13 protein-coding genes are annotated in these 13,126 nt (G+C 72.9%); 7 read left to right on the top strand and 6 right to left on the bottom strand.

The window, feature by feature from the left end; genetic code table 11:
* The first annotated feature begins 37 nt into the window (after positions 1-37).
* Together ACFRMQ_RS13710 and greA are read left to right on the top strand one after the other, a co-directional pair.
* Positions 38-451, top strand: a complete 414-nt coding sequence (locus ACFRMQ_RS13710) for a DUF4307 domain-containing protein (RefSeq protein WP_380730377.1) — start codon at positions 38-40, stop codon at positions 449-451.
* Between the two features lie 366 nt (positions 452-817).
* Positions 818-1,318, top strand: a complete 501-nt coding sequence (greA, locus tag ACFRMQ_RS13705; protein ID WP_380730375.1) for a transcription elongation factor GreA — start codon at positions 818-820, stop codon at positions 1,316-1,318.
* A gap of 119 nt (positions 1,319-1,437) precedes the next feature.
* On the opposite strand, the gene ACFRMQ_RS13700 is transcribed toward greA, so the two are convergent.
* The 3 genes from ACFRMQ_RS13700 to ilvA form a co-directional block, all read right to left on the bottom strand.
* Complete coding sequence (locus ACFRMQ_RS13700; RefSeq protein ID WP_380730373.1) at positions 1,438-2,295, bottom strand: ABC transporter permease; 858 nt, start codon at positions 2,293-2,295, stop codon at positions 1,438-1,440.
* 1 nt (position 2,296) lies between these two features.
* A complete protein-coding gene (locus tag ACFRMQ_RS13695) occupies positions 2,297-3,361 on the bottom strand; it encodes an ATP-binding cassette domain-containing protein (protein WP_380730371.1) in 1,065 nt (354 codons plus the stop codon).
* Between the two features lie 211 nt (positions 3,362-3,572).
* Complete coding sequence (gene ilvA / locus ACFRMQ_RS13690) at positions 3,573-4,784, bottom strand: threonine ammonia-lyase (protein WP_380730369.1); 1,212 nt, start codon at positions 4,782-4,784, stop codon at positions 3,573-3,575.
* A gap of 122 nt (positions 4,785-4,906) precedes the next feature.
* On the opposite strand from ilvA, the gene ACFRMQ_RS13685 reads away from it, so the two are divergent.
* On the top strand, positions 4,907-5,389 hold the full coding sequence (locus ACFRMQ_RS13685; RefSeq protein WP_380730367.1) for a MarR family winged helix-turn-helix transcriptional regulator: 483 nt from the start codon (positions 4,907-4,909) through the stop codon (positions 5,387-5,389).
* A gap of 91 nt (positions 5,390-5,480) precedes the next feature.
* On the opposite strand, the gene ACFRMQ_RS13680 is transcribed toward ACFRMQ_RS13685, so the two are convergent.
* Positions 5,481-6,635 (bottom strand): cystathionine gamma-synthase, encoded by a 1,155-nt coding sequence (locus ACFRMQ_RS13680; RefSeq protein WP_380730365.1) that lies wholly within the window; start codon positions 6,633-6,635, stop codon positions 5,481-5,483.
* Between the two features lie 232 nt (positions 6,636-6,867).
* Here ACFRMQ_RS13680 and ACFRMQ_RS13675 point away from each other — a divergent pair, with 232 nt between their 5' ends.
* From ACFRMQ_RS13675 to ACFRMQ_RS13660, 4 genes are all read left to right on the top strand, one after another.
* The gene (locus ACFRMQ_RS13675) at positions 6,868-8,496 is read left to right on the top strand and encodes a M48 family metalloprotease (RefSeq protein WP_380730363.1); all 1,629 of its coding nucleotides are present in this window, start codon (positions 6,868-6,870) and stop codon (positions 8,494-8,496) included.
* 62 nt (positions 8,497-8,558) lie between these two features.
* Positions 8,559-9,701, top strand: a complete 1,143-nt coding sequence (locus ACFRMQ_RS13670; protein WP_380730361.1) for a hypothetical protein — start codon at positions 8,559-8,561, stop codon at positions 9,699-9,701.
* A gap of 98 nt (positions 9,702-9,799) precedes the next feature.
* Complete coding sequence (msrA, locus tag ACFRMQ_RS13665; protein ID WP_380730358.1) at positions 9,800-10,465, top strand: peptide-methionine (S)-S-oxide reductase MsrA; 666 nt, start codon at positions 9,800-9,802, stop codon at positions 10,463-10,465.
* Between the two features lie 148 nt (positions 10,466-10,613).
* Entirely contained in the window at positions 10,614-10,976 is a 363-nt protein-coding gene (locus ACFRMQ_RS13660) for a cupin domain-containing protein (RefSeq protein ID WP_380730356.1), read from the top strand.
* 145 nt (positions 10,977-11,121) lie between these two features.
* Here the strand turns inward: ACFRMQ_RS13660 and ACFRMQ_RS13655 are convergent, their stop codons facing one another.
* Together ACFRMQ_RS13655 and ACFRMQ_RS13650 are read right to left on the bottom strand one after the other, a co-directional pair.
* Positions 11,122-12,405: an Ig-like domain-containing protein gene (locus ACFRMQ_RS13655; protein WP_380730354.1), complete on the bottom strand. Its 1,284-nt coding sequence runs from the start codon at positions 12,403-12,405 to the stop codon at positions 11,122-11,124.
* Positions 12,406-12,601: 196 nt separating this feature from the next.
* On the bottom strand, positions 12,602-12,940 hold the full coding sequence (locus ACFRMQ_RS13650) for a hypothetical protein (protein WP_380730352.1): 339 nt from the start codon (positions 12,938-12,940) through the stop codon (positions 12,602-12,604).
* Positions 12,941-13,126 lie beyond the last annotated feature (186 nt).

The raw sequence follows: 13,126 nt of genomic DNA, 5'->3' as shown, positions 1-13,126 counted from the left end.
CCAGGGCGGCCCCTCCCCCAGGAGAGGACGGAGTCCGATGAGTGCAGGCACCACCGCCACCGATCTGCCCGAGGGGCGCTACGGGCGCGGCGGCGACCGCGACTCGGACCGCCGGCTGAAGGTGATCGGCGCGGTCTGCGGCGTGCTCGGCCTCGGCCTGATCGCCTGGCTCGGCGGCTCCTACATGCTGCGCGAGTCGAAGATCAACGGCTCGGTGCCGACCTTCCAGGTGCTCTCCGACTCCGAGGTCCAGCTGCGCCTCACCGTGCGCAAGAGCGACGGACAGGCCGGCACCTGCACGGTGCGCTCGCAGGGCGACGACCACGGGGTGGTCGGGGTGGCCGACTTCCCGGTCCCGGCGACCGGCTCCAGCTACGACGCGGTGGTCACCCTGCGCACCACCTCGCGCGGCACCACCGCCGAGCTCCTGGGCTGCACCCCGGCCAAGTAGGAATCCGCCCCGGCGGCGGATCCGCCCCGCCGGCACGCCCGACCCCGCCGGCACGCCCGACCTCGGCGGCGCGCCCGTCCCCGGCGGCGCATCCGTCCCCGGGCGGCGCGCATATTCGATCCGGAGAGCGGGCATCGGTACAGGGTCCCGCACACCGTTGCCGTACAAACCGGCGTAACACCACCGTCAATGGCGCCCGAACGCCCCTCCCGCTTGTCGGCAGGACTTGTTAGGCTCGTGGTTTCGCCCCTTCCGCACCGGATGGTACGGGAGCGGGCGTTGCTTTGTAGTTACGACCGAAATCACCACCGACCCCTGCTGACGACTCACACCCTCAGCACAGCCCCGCACCTACGAGGAGCACCCGTGACCCAGACCAGTGAGAACGTGACCTGGCTCACTCAGGCCGGCTACGACCAGCTCAAGGCCGAGCTGGACCACCTGACCGGGCCCTGGCGCATCGAGATCGCCCAGAAGATCGAGGCGGCGCGCGAGGAGGGCGACCTCAAGGAGAACGCCGGCTACCACGCGGCGAAGGAGGAGCAGGGCAAGTACGAGCTGCGCATCCGCCAGCTGAACCAGCTGCTGGAGCGCGCCAAGGTCGGCGAGGCCCCGGCCGACTCGGGCGTGGTGGCCCCGGGCATGGTCGTCACGGTCGCCTTCGACGGCGACGAGGACGACCTCATGGAGTTCCTGCTCGCCTCCCGCGAGGTCGCGGGCGCCGACGACCTGGACGTCTACTCGCCGCAGTCCCCGCTGGGCCGGGCGATCGACGGCAAGCGGATCGGCGACGAGGCCACCTACGAGCTGCCGAACGGCAGGCCGGCCATGGTGAAGATCGTCAAGGTCGTGCCGCACGCCGGCTGATCCGGCCGCACGACACGAGGGCGGCCGCGGAGTCAGGGAGACTTCCGCGGCCGCCCTCCTCGTTCCGGGCGGGGTGCTCAGGGGCCGGCCAGGGGCGCCCGGCCGGGCACCGCCCGCGCTCAGGCGGTGGACGAGCGGTACTTGCGCACCGACAGCCAGGAGAACACCGCGGTGATCACCACCGACCACAGCACCGACACCAGTGCCGCGTGCTGCATCGACCAGACGTCGTCCACCGGCCCGACCTGGTTGCCGAACAGCACCCGGCAGGCCTGCACGGTGGCGCTGAACGGGTTCCAGTACGCGACCGCCTGGAGCCAGCCCGGCATCGAGGCGACCGGCACGAAGGCGTTGGACACGAAGGTCAGCGGGAACAGCCAGATCAGCCCGGCGGAGGTGGCCGCCTCGGGACTGCGCACCGACAGGCCGATCAGCGCGCCGATCCAGGAGAAGGCGTAGCCGAGCAGGAGCAGCAGGCCGAACGCGCCGAGCGCCTTGAGCAGGCCCTCGTGGATCCGCCAGCCGACCAGCAGCGCGACCATCGCCAGCACGACCAGGGTGAACGCGGTCTGGCACAGGTCCGCGAGGGTGCGGCCGACCAGCACCGCCGAGCGGGCCATCGGCAGCGAGCGGAACCGGTCCACCAGCCCCTTGCTCATGTCCTCCGCGATGCCGGCCGAGGCGCCGGCCACCGCGAAGGTGACGGTCTGGGCGAAGATGCCGGCCATCAGGAACTGGATGTACGTGTCCGAGCTGGAGTTCGTGCCGGGGATCTTGATCGCCCCGCCCATCACGTACGAGAACAGCAGCACGAACATGACCGGCTGCATCAGCCCGAAGATCACGATCTCCGGGATCCGGGTCATCCGGCGCAGGTTCCGTTTGGCGACCACCCAGGAGTCGTGCAGGGTGGCGGAGACACCCCGGCGCTGCCTGGGCATCGCCGGGCCGATGGCGTGCTCGGTGGCGGTGCCCATCTCAGCTCTCCTTCCCGGCCGCGACGGCCGACTTGTCCTGCCCCTGACCGTCGGCGCCACGCCGGCCGCCGCCCTTGCCCCGGCCGCGCGCCTCGCCGTCGGCACCGTCCTCCTCGTCGGGCCGCTCTTCGGCGACGTGGCCGGTGAGGGTGAGGAAGACGTCGTCCAGGGTCGGGCGGCGCAGCCCGATGTCGTCGATCTCGATGCCGTGGGAGTCCAGTTCGCGGATCGCGGCGGCGAGCACCCGGGCACCGCCGCTGACCGGGACGGTGATCCGGCGGGTGTTCTTCTCCAGCGTCGGCTCGTTCAGCGCGAAGCGGGACAGCGCCGCGACCGCGTCGGCGACCAGGCCGGGCTCGTGCACCACGACCTCGATCCGCTCGCCGCCGATCTGCGCCTTGAGCCGGTCGGCGGTGCCGCGGGCGATCACCCGGCCGTGGTCGACCACCGCGATGTCGTGGGCGAGCCGGTCGGCCTCCTCCAGGTACTGGGTGGTGAGCAGCAGCGTGGTGCCCTGCTCGACCAGGGTCTCGATGACCTCCCAGAGCGCGAGCCGGTTGCGCGGGTCGAGGCCGGTGGTCGGCTCGTCCAGGAACATCACCGGCGGCCGGACGACCAGCGCGGCGGCGAGGTCCAGGCGTCGGCGCATGCCGCCGGAGTAGGTCTTGGCGGTGCGGTCCTTGGCCTCGGTGAGGTTGAACCACTCCAGCAGCTCCAGCGCGCGGGCCTTCGCCTCGCGGTTGCTCATCTGGTAGAGCTCGCCGACCATGGTGAGGTTCTCGAAGCCGGTCAGGTACTCGTCGACCGCCGCGTACTGGCCCGACAGGCCGATCAGGCTGCGGACCTTGTTGGGGTGCTTGAGCACGTCCACCCCGGCGACCACGGCGCGGCCGGAGTCGGGCCGGAGCAGGGTGGTCAGGACCCGCACGGTGGTGGTCTTCCCGGCTCCGTTCGGGCCGAGCAGCCCGAGCACCGTGCCCTCGGGGACGTCGAGGCTGACGCCGTCCAGGGCTCGTACGTCGCCGAAGGTCTTCACCAGGTTCTCGGCTTGGATGGCTGGCGCCATGGCCTTGCCTCATCTCCTCGAACGTATGGGGCGATCTGTCCTACTCTGCCCCGTTTTCCGGCAGGCGGGCGACTCCATGGCGCGACCCACGGGGACAGAACGCGATGTATCGCGAGTCTTCCAGCACGCGATATATCGCGTCAAGGGAGGAGGCTCCGCCATCCCGTATCCGGAACACCCCGCCCGGCCGGCCCCGCCCAGTCGGCCCCGCTCAGTCGGAGACCACGTACCCCGCGTCCCGCAGCTCCCCGACCACCAGCGCGCAGTGCTCCGGCCCCTTGGTCTCCAGGTGCAGGTCCACCTCGACCTCGGTCAGCCCCAGCCTCGGGTCGATCCGCACGTGCGCCACGTCCAGCACGTTGGCGTCCACCCGGGTCAGCACGGACAGCAGGTCCGCCAGCGCGCCCGGCTTGTCCGCCAGCCGCACCCTCAGCGACAGGTAGCGCCCGGCCGCCGCGAGCCCGTGCCGCAGCACCCGCTGCATCAGCTGCGGGTCGATGTTGCCGCCCGACAGCACCGCCACCACCGGGCCCTCGAAGGAGTCCGGCCGCTCCAGCAACGCCGCGATCGGGGCCGCACCGGCCGGCTCGACCACCAGCTTCAGCCGCTCCAGCCCGAGCAGCAGCGCCCGCGACAGCGCGTCCTCGGAGACCGTACGGATGCCGTCCGCGAGCGTGTTGACCACCTCGAACGGGATGTCCCCGGGGCGCCCGACCATGATCCCGTCCGCCATCGTGGCGAACTGCTCCAGCGACACCGGCCGCCCGGCCGCCAGCGAGGGCGGGTACGCGGCCGCGCCCGCCGCCTGCACCCCGACCACCCGAACGTCCGGCCGCAGCGGCTTGACCGCCGCCGCGATCCCGGCCAGCAGCCCGCCGCCGCCCACCCCGACCAGGATGGTCCGCACCTCCGGGCACTGCTCCAGGATCTCCAGCCCGACGGTCGCCTGGCCGGTGACCACGTCCCAGTGGTCGAAGGGGTGGATGAACACCGCGCCGGTCGCCTCCGCGTACCGCTGCGCGGCCTGGAGCGCCTCGTCCACGGTGGCGCCGTGGAGCCGCACGTCGGCCCCGTACTCGCGGGTGGCCGCGACCTTCGGCAGCGGCGCCGCCACCGGCATGAACACCGTGGAGCGCACACCCAGCAGCGAGGCCGCCAGCGCCACGCCCTGGGCGTGGTTCCCGGCACTCGCCGCCACCACCCCGCCGGCCCGCTGCACCGGCGAGAGTCCCGCGATCCGCACGTACGCCCCGCGCAGTTTGAAGGACCCGGTGCGCTGGAGGTTCTCGCACTTCAGGTGGACCGGCGCGCCGATCAGCCCGGAGAGGTGGCGGCTGCCCTCCATCGGTGTCACCCGGGCGACCCCGGCGAGCATCTTCTGGGCGCCGCGGACGTCGTCGAGGGTGATCGGCCAGGTGTGCATGGCGCCAGACTACGGGGGCGGGCGACGGCAATCCGGGATGCCGGGACTGTTCCCGGGCCCGCCCGGCCCGCGTACTCTGCTGCTTCTGAGCCTCCCTCACCGCACGACGATCGTGAGCCGCGATGACGACGACCTCGCCCCAGGCCACCGACCGCACCGACCCCGTGCACACCCAACTCCAGTACCAGCTCGCGGTGTTCGCGCGCCGAATGGAACAGGTCCGGACCTCCGGCGGCGGGATCGGGGTGCTCGACCGGGCCGCCTACCTGCTGCTCGACCGGCTGGAGCGGCACGGGCCCGCCAACGTCAAGGCCCTGGCCGAGGCCCTGGGGGTGGACTCCTCCACGGTGACCCGCCAGGTGGCCCCGCTGGTCGCGGCCGGGCTGGTCGGCCGGGTGCAGGACCCGGCCGACCGCCGTGCCGTACGGCTGGCGCTGACCTCGCACGGCGCCGACCGGCTCGCCGAAGTCCGGGACGGCCGGGCCGAGTTGACCCGCCGACTGATGGCCGACTGGCCGCCGGAGGAACAGCGGGCGTTCTGCGCCCTGCTGGCCCGCTTCAACCTCGCGATGGAGTCGTACACGGCGGACCAGCAGGGGCAGTGAGGGGCCCGCCGCCCCTCGGCCTCCCCGGAGGGCCGGGCTCCCCGGCCGCCCCGGACGCCCCGGACGGCCAGGGCGCCATTTGCGCCAGGGCCTAGCCCAGCGCCTGCTGGAGGTCGGCCAGCAGGTCGTCGATCGACTCGATGCCGACCGAGACGCGCACCAGGTCGGACGGCACCTCCAGCGGCGAGCCCGCCGCCGAGGCGTGGGTCATCCGGCCCGGGTGCTCGATCAGCGACTCGACGCCGCCGAGCGACTCGCCGAGGGTGAACAGCTTCGCGCGGTTGCAGACCTCGACGGCCGCCTCCTCGCCGTCCGTGACCCGGAACGACACCATGCCGCCGAAGGCCTTCATCTGCTTGGCGGCGATGTCGTGGCCGGGGTGCTCGGGCAGACCCGGGTAGAGCACCTGGCTGACCTTCGGGTGGCTCGCCAGCAGCTCGGCGACCTTCTCCGCGTTGGCGCTGTGCCGGTCCATCCGGACACCCAGCGTCTTGATGCCGCGCAGCACCAGCCAGGCGTCGAACGGGCCGGAGACGGCGCCCATCGCGTTCTGGTGGTAGGCGACCTCCTCGCCGAGGGCCGCGTCGGCCAGCACCAGCGCACCGCCGACCACGTCCGAGTGGCCGCCCATGTACTTGGTGGTGGAGTGGACGACCGCGTCCGCGCCGAAGGAGATCGGCTGCTGGAGGTACGGGCTGGCGAAGGTGTTGTCGACCACCAGCAGCGCGCCGGCGGCGTGCGCGATCTCGGCGAGCGCGGCCAGGTCGGTGATGCCCAGCAGCGGGTTGGACGGGGTCTCCACCCACACCGCGCGGGTGTTGGGGCGCAGCGCCGCGCGGACGGTGGCCAGGTCCTGGGTGTTGGCGACGGAGAACTCGACGCCCCAGCGGGTCAGCACCTTGGCGAACAGCCGGAAGGTGCCGCCGTAGGCGTCGTTGGGGATGACGATGTGGTCGCCCGGCTTGAGGATGGTCCGCAGCAGGGTGTCCTCGGCGGCCAGGCCGGAGGCGAAGGCGAGGCCGCGGGCGCCGCCTTCCAGTGCCGCGAGGCACTCCTCCAGCGCGGTGCGGGTCGGGTTGGCGCTGCGGCTGTACTCGTAGCCGCCCCGCAGGCCGCCCACCCCGTCCTGCTTGTAGGTGGACACCTGGTAGATCGGCGTGACGACGGCCCCGGTCTGGGGGTCCGCTTCCTGACCCGCGTGGATGGCGAGGGTCTCGAAGCCCTGAGGAAGCTGGTGCTCGGTCATGGGTCCGAGCCTAGTGGGCGAATGCCGTCAAGCCCTCACGAACCGGGAACCGGGGTGAACCCGCAGGTGGGGGCGGGGGCGCCGGGGGCCGGAACTGCGGTGCGTCCGGCCCCCGCGACCGCTACGATCACCACCCGTCGTACACATGTTCACCACGCAACAACCGCGCGCCGCCCTGCCGTCGCGCCCGGGGGAGGACCACCGCATGGGCGCGCCCCAGCGTTCCACTGGCATGAGCACATCCATTCGGGCCGTCACGGCCGTGGCCCTGCTCGCCGGTTTCTACCTGCTCGCCCTCGGCATCGTCGTGGGCCTGCTCGTCCTCGACATCGCGCTGTACCAGGCGTCCGACGGGTTCCGTCCGGCACTGGTCAAGGTCTGGGCCCTGACCGCCGCGGTCGCCTACCCGGTGCTCCGGGTGGTGTTCCTGACCCGCCGCCGCAAGGACGACGGCGAGCTGCCCGGAGTGCCCGTCACCCGCGAGCGGCAGCCCGCCGTCTGGGGCATGGTCGACCGGATCGGCGAGCGCACCGGCGTCCGCGGACCGGCCGAGATCCGGATCGTGCCCGAGGTCAACGCGGGAGTCTTCGAGGAGACCCGGCTGCTCGGCCTGATCCCCGGCAAGCGCCACCTGGTCATCGGCGCCCCGCTGCTGATGGGCCTCACCGAGGGCGAGCTGGAGGCCATCCTCGGGCACGAGTTCGGCCACTACAGCAACCGGGACGTCCGGCTGGCCGCCGTCACGGTGGCCGGCCGCCGCGCGGTCCTGCACACCATCGACGGACTCCACCAGCGCGCCGACCGGCACCAGGCCGAGGAGGCCGCCAAGCTGGCCGCCAAGGCCGAGAAGCGGCTGGCCAAGGGCCGCAAGCCCTCCGACGAGGAGGCCACCGGCGGCGTCGACCGGGTCCTCGCCGGCCTCTTCACCCGCTACGCCAAGCTCTACTTCCGGGTCTCCGAGGCGGTCGGCCGCCGCCAGGAGTACGCCGCCGACCTGATCGCCGCCCGGCTGGCCGGCCGGGACACCACCGCCTCGGCACTGCGCAAGGTGCCGGCGCTGGACTCCGCCCAGGACTTCTACCTCGGCAGCTACGCCACCATCGGCTGGGAGGCCGGCCTGCTCCCGCCGCCCGGCCAGGTCTTCGGCGGCCTCCAGCACCTGCTGAACGACCCGGAGCGCCGTCGGCAGCTCGCCGCGTACGCGCTCGAACTGCCCGAGCACGAGCCCGACCCGTACGACTCGCACCCGCCGATCGACCGCCGGATCACCGCGATCGAGGCACTGCCCGACGACGGACGCGGGGCCGGCGCCACCGGTCCGGCCCTCGCCCTGCTGCACGACGCCGAGCGGGTGATGACCGAGCTGGAGGCCGTGTCGCTGGTCCCCGAGGCGGCCAGCAAGCAGCGGGTCGAGTGGGCCGAACTGGTCCGCGGCGCGATGCTGGCGCACGCCCGGGAGGCGGCCACGACGGCCGGCGGGGCGCTGACGGCCCTGGGCCTGCCGCCCACCGTCCACGGCCTGCTCGACCTCGTCGACACCGGCCGGGCCCTGGAGTTCACCGACCGGCTGCCGAAGAGCGAGCAGGCCGCCGCCGCCACCGGCCGGGCCGCCCGCGAGTTCGCCCGCCCGGCGCTGCGCCAGGAGCTGGCGCACGCCGCCGTCCTCGCCCTGGCCGAGGCCGGCCTGGCCGGCTGGGAGCTCTCCTGGTCCGGACCGGCCGAACTGCGCCTGCCGGACGGCTTCCCGGACGCCTTCGACGCGGCCCTCGACGCCGCCTGCGGCGACACCCCGGACACCACGCCGCTGCGCGCTCTGCTCGCCGCGGCCGGCCTCCCCGGCCCGCTCTCCGCTCACCGCTGAGCACCGACCGCACCGACCGCACCCACCGCACCCACCGCCCACCCGCCATGGAAGGAGCACCCTTGACCGGCATCATCGTGCTCGTCGCGATCCTCGCCGTCGTCGGCGTCATCCTGCTGCTCCCGGCCGTCCTGCGCCGGCTGACCGAGCGCAAGCTGGCCCAGCTGGAACGGGCCAAGGCCACCATCGCCCGCCACGAGGCGCGGCTCGCCGAGGAGGAACGGGCGAAGAACACGATCCACCCGGAGGACCACGGGCTACTGCTCGGCAAGGACCTGCTCATGGACGACGAGCCCGGCCCCGAGGAGGAGGCCGTGCTCGCCGCCGCGAAAGCGGGCGACTGGCGGCCGGCGGCCGCCCACCTCACCGCGGACCCCTCCCCCGACGTCCGCTGGCGGCGCCAGCGCGCGCTGGCCGAGCTGGCGGCCGAGGACGACACCTGGCTGCGGGCCTGGCGGGCGGAGCACCCGAAGGACCCGACCGCGGCCCTGGTGCACCTGGAGGGCCTGGTCTGCCTGGCCTGGAGGATCCGGACGGGAGCGGCGGCGAGCCAGGTCACCCGCGAGCAGTTCGAGGGCTTCCACCGGGTCCTGCGGGAGGCCGAGGAGTACGCCGCCGAGGCGGTCGCGCTCGCCCCCGGCGACCCCAACCCGTGGGTCACCCAGATCGGCATCGCCATGGGCCTCGGCTGGTCCCACGAGCGCTTCGGCGAGCTCTGGGCCGAGCTGACCGAGCGCGATCCGCACCACTGGGCGGCGCACGCCGGGGCACTCCAGTACTGGTGCGAGAAGTGGCGCGGCAGCCACGAGCTGATGCACGCCTTCATCGACGGGGCGATCGCCTCCGCGCCGGCCGGCAGCCTGCTCGCGCCGATCAAGCTGGAGGCGTACTCCGAGCAGTTCAGCCGGGACGGGGAGTCCCTCGTCGCGTGGGAGCGCCCGGAGGTCGGTGCCGCGCTGGACGCCGCGCTCGCCGATCTCGCCGCCGCCGATCCGGACCACCCGCGCATCCGGTACGCGCGCGGCTGGCTCGCCTACGCCCTGACCCGGGCCGAGCGGCACACCGAGGCCCTGGAGCAGTTCCGGGCCCTGGGGCAGTACATCCCGCAGCCGTTCACCACCCGCCGGGACCCCCGGCAGTTCTTCATCGACGTGCGGATCGACGCGGTCCGGGGCGCCGTCGCGGCGGCCGGGCGGGACGCCTGACCGCCCCCGCGCACGACCTCGACGGCCGCTCCCGGAATCCGGGGGCGGCCGTCCGCGTTGGTAACGGCACCACCTTCCCCGACCCGCTGGAGCAGGCCGTGCTGTTCGACCGCCACAAGACCTCGCTCGTTCCCGCCGACCAGGCGCTGCCCGGCCGGCCCGCCCCGGCGTTCGCGCTGCGCGAGCCGCACACCGTGCTCGGGCACCCGCTGCTCGGCCCGTACCCGCAGGGCCTGGAGGTGGCCGACTTCGGGCTGGGCTGCTTCTGGGGCGCCGAGCGCGTCTTCTGGCGGCAGCCCGGCGTCTGGACGACCCTGGTCGGCTACCAGGGCGGCCACACCCCGAACCCGACGTACGAGGAGGTGTGCAGCGGACTGACCGGGCACACCGAGGCGGTCCGGGTGGTGTACGACCCGGCCGTGATCTCCTACGAGCGGCTGCTGAAGACGTTCTGGGAGGCGCACGACCCGACCCAGGGCAACCGCCAGGGCAACGACGTGGGCACCCAGTACCGCTCCGCCGTCTACACCCACTCCCCCGCCCAGACCGAGGCCGCGGTGGCCACCCGGGACGCCTTCCAGCCCTCCCTGACCACGCTCGGTTACGGCCCGATCACCACCGAGATCGCCCCGGCCGGACCGTTCTTCCCGGCCGAGCCGTACCACCAGCAGTACCTGTCGGAGACCAAGAACCCCAACGGCTACTGCGGTCTCGGCGGCACCGGCGCCTCCTGCCCGATCGGTGTGGCCCGCACCGGGAACTGACCTCCCGCTCCGGCCCGCACCGGTCCCGCACCCGGCGGCGGCCACTCAAAGTGACCGATTCCCGATCCGGGCGCAGACTGGAAGGGCCAGCAGGCCGGCCCGGCCGCCCGCCGGCGGCCGGGCCGCCCTCACGGGAGAGGAGCGCGCCATGTCCGATCTCTACCGGCGGAACTTCGACGATCCCGAGGAAGTCCGCCCCTTCGAAGAGGGCACGGGGGAACTGCGGCTGGTCAACCTGGACGGCGGCCCGGTGGGCCGGGCCGTGTTCGAGCCGGGTTGGCGGTGGTCCGAGCACGTGAAGCCGATCGCCAAGACCGACAGCTGCCAGGCCGCCCACGCCGGGTACGTGGTCTCCGGCCGGATGAAGCTCGTCATGGACGACGGCCGGGAGACCGAAGTGGGCCCCGGCGACTTCATGATCTGCCCGCCCGGGCACGACGCCTGGACGGTGGGCCAGGAGCCCTGCGTGATCGTCGACTGGCAGGGCTTCGCGGACTACGCGAAGCGGTGAACGGGGAACCGGCTCACCGCGAACCGGTCACGGCGAACTCGGCGTCCTGTCGCTGTCCCCGCTCGCGCTTCACACCCGTCCCGCTCCCGGGCGGACAGCGGGGTCCGGTCCGCCCGGGGGTTCGCTTCGGAACGGGTCCGGCGGGTCAGACGGCGCTGCCGGCCTTCCAGGCGGCCCAGCTCATGTTCCAGCCGTTCAGGCCGTTGTCCGGGGCGACCGTCTTGTCGCCGGAGTTCGTGACCTCGACCACGTCGCCGACCATCGAGGACTTGTAGAACTTGTAGCCGTCGCTGCCGCTGTCCTGCGCGCCCTTGGTGTCCTGGAGGCCGATGCAGCCGTGGCTGGTGTTCTGGCCGCCGAAGATGGACGGCGAGGACCAGTAGTTGCCGTGGATGAAGGTGCCCGAGGTGCTGAGGCGCTGGGCGTGCGGCACGTCCGCGATGTCGTACTCGCTGCCCAGGTTGACGGTCTGCGAGTTCATCCGGGTCTGGGTGTACTGCTCGGAGATCACCATCTTGCCGCCCCAGGTGGTGTGTTCGGGCGAGCCACCGGAGATCTTGTAGACGGCGCTGACCTGGCCGTCGGTGGTGACGGTGAGCTTCTTGGTGGCGAGGTCGGCGACGCTGGTCTGGGCGCGGCCGATGGTGAAGCCGACGTCCTTGGACTGGGTGCCGTACACGCCCTTGGCGCCCTCGACGTCCTTGAGCCGGAGCTTGAGGGTGACCTTGGTGCCCTTGGCCCAGTACTGCTGCGGCCGGAAGTCGAGGCGGGTGCTGGAGAACCAGTGGCCGACGATCTCGACACCCGGCTCGGCTATCACCGTGATCGCCTGCTGGACGCTCTTGCGGTCGGTGATCGGCTTGCTGAAGTTGATCGAGACCGGCATGCCGACGCCGACCGTCGAGCCGTCCTCCGGCGTGAAGTAGCCGACGAAGGTGTTGGCCGGGGTGGCCGTGGTGAAGACGGCGTTGGAGTCCGCCTCCAGCTTCTCCTTGTCGAAGGCGGTGGCGGCGACGGTGTACTTGGTACCGCTGGCGGGGGCCGCGGCCGAGGTCCAGCCGGTGCCGTCGGCGGAGAGCTGGCCGGCCAGCTCCTTGCCGGTGGTGTCGACCACCTTGACGCTGCTCAGGGTGCCGTCGGTCACGGTGACCTTGACCGGCTCGCTGAAGCTCGCGGCGGCGGCGCCGTCCGCCGGGGTGACGGTGATGACGGCGGCCGAGGTCTTCGGGGCGGGGCTGCTCGCACCGCCGGAGCCCGAACTGCCGCTCCCGCCGCCGTTGCCGCCGGAGCCGCCGTTACCGGAGCCGGATGCGTTGTTGTCGTTGCAGGCCGCCAGCAGCAGGACGGGCGCCCCGATCAGCCCGGCGAGGACCCCGCGCCGGCTCCAGCTGCTTCCGGCCACCCGTCCCTGACCGTCCCGTGCCGTCACGTCGCGTCTCCCTGCTGATCATCCCGGGCATTACGGATACAGAAACGCAATCCACCCGTTCACGGTTCCATCACCGAAGGGTAAGCGATCGTATGAGATGACCCAACCTCCCGACGCAGAAGGCCGAAACGCCCGGTCCACGAGGCGGACCGGGCGTTCACGAGCGGTGACGGCGCGGGCCGCCGTCCGATGGGCACTACTCGGCGGTCTCGTCCACCTGGTACTCGTCCCACTCCTCGCTGTCGGGGTCGAACTCGGTCTGCGCCGACTCCCAGGTCGCCGAGGCGAGCTCCACGCCCGGCACGTCGCCGAGCAGCGCGACGGGGTCGATGAAGTGGGCGAGCGAACCCGACGGGTCCACCTCGATGGCCTCGACGGACTGGGCGCGCTCCTCGTCGTCGAGGTACTCGTCCGCGGTGACGGCCTCCAGGGCGGCGGTCTTGAGCGCGCCCTCGTCGGTGATCTCCGCGATGAGCTCGATCTTGACCCGGACGTAGCGCGGGGCGTCCTGGTCGGTCGTTTCAATGCTGGTCATGCGTGCGAGCGTACGGGACGGGCGCGCCCGGCGCGGCGCACGGGCGCCCGCCCGGCGCACACCCCGGGCGCCCCGGAGCGCGCCGGGCGAACGGAAGGGGCGCGCGGGGCGAACGGAGCGGGCGCACGGAGCGAACGGAAGGAACGCGGGGGCCGGCGGAAGGGGCCGGTCCCTCGGAGAAGGACC

Source organism: Kitasatospora sp. NPDC056783, assembly GCF_042789895.1.
In the GTDB taxonomy this organism is placed as follows: domain Bacteria; phylum Actinomycetota; class Actinomycetes; order Streptomycetales; family Streptomycetaceae; genus Kitasatospora.
This window is presented reverse-complemented; position numbering and strand designations above follow the sequence as displayed.

What these genes read in the sequence shown, in the direction of transcription:
- ACFRMQ_RS13710 (WP_380730377.1), top strand. Translation starts at nt 38, where the DNA reads ATGAGTGCAGGCACCACCGCCACCGATCTGCCCGAGGGGCGCTACGGG.
- ACFRMQ_RS13700 (WP_380730373.1), bottom strand. Translation starts at nt 2,295, where the DNA reads ATGGGCACCGCCACCGAGCACGCCATCGGCCCGGCGATGCCCAGGCAG.
- ACFRMQ_RS13695 (WP_380730371.1), bottom strand. Translation starts at nt 3,361, where the DNA reads ATGGCGCCAGCCATCCAAGCCGAGAACCTGGTGAAGACCTTCGGCGAC.
- ilvA (WP_380730369.1), bottom strand. Translation starts at nt 4,784, where the DNA reads ATGCACACCTGGCCGATCACCCTCGACGACGTCCGCGGCGCCCAGAAG.
- ACFRMQ_RS13685 (WP_380730367.1), top strand. Translation starts at nt 4,907, where the DNA reads ATGACGACGACCTCGCCCCAGGCCACCGACCGCACCGACCCCGTGCAC.
- ACFRMQ_RS13680 (WP_380730365.1), bottom strand. Translation starts at nt 6,635, where the DNA reads ATGACCGAGCACCAGCTTCCTCAGGGCTTCGAGACCCTCGCCATCCAC.
- ACFRMQ_RS13675 (WP_380730363.1), top strand. Translation starts at nt 6,868, where the DNA reads ATGAGCACATCCATTCGGGCCGTCACGGCCGTGGCCCTGCTCGCCGGT.
- ACFRMQ_RS13660 (WP_380730356.1), top strand. Translation starts at nt 10,614, where the DNA reads ATGTCCGATCTCTACCGGCGGAACTTCGACGATCCCGAGGAAGTCCGC.
- ACFRMQ_RS13650 (WP_380730352.1), bottom strand. Translation starts at nt 12,940, where the DNA reads ATGACCAGCATTGAAACGACCGACCAGGACGCCCCGCGCTACGTCCGG.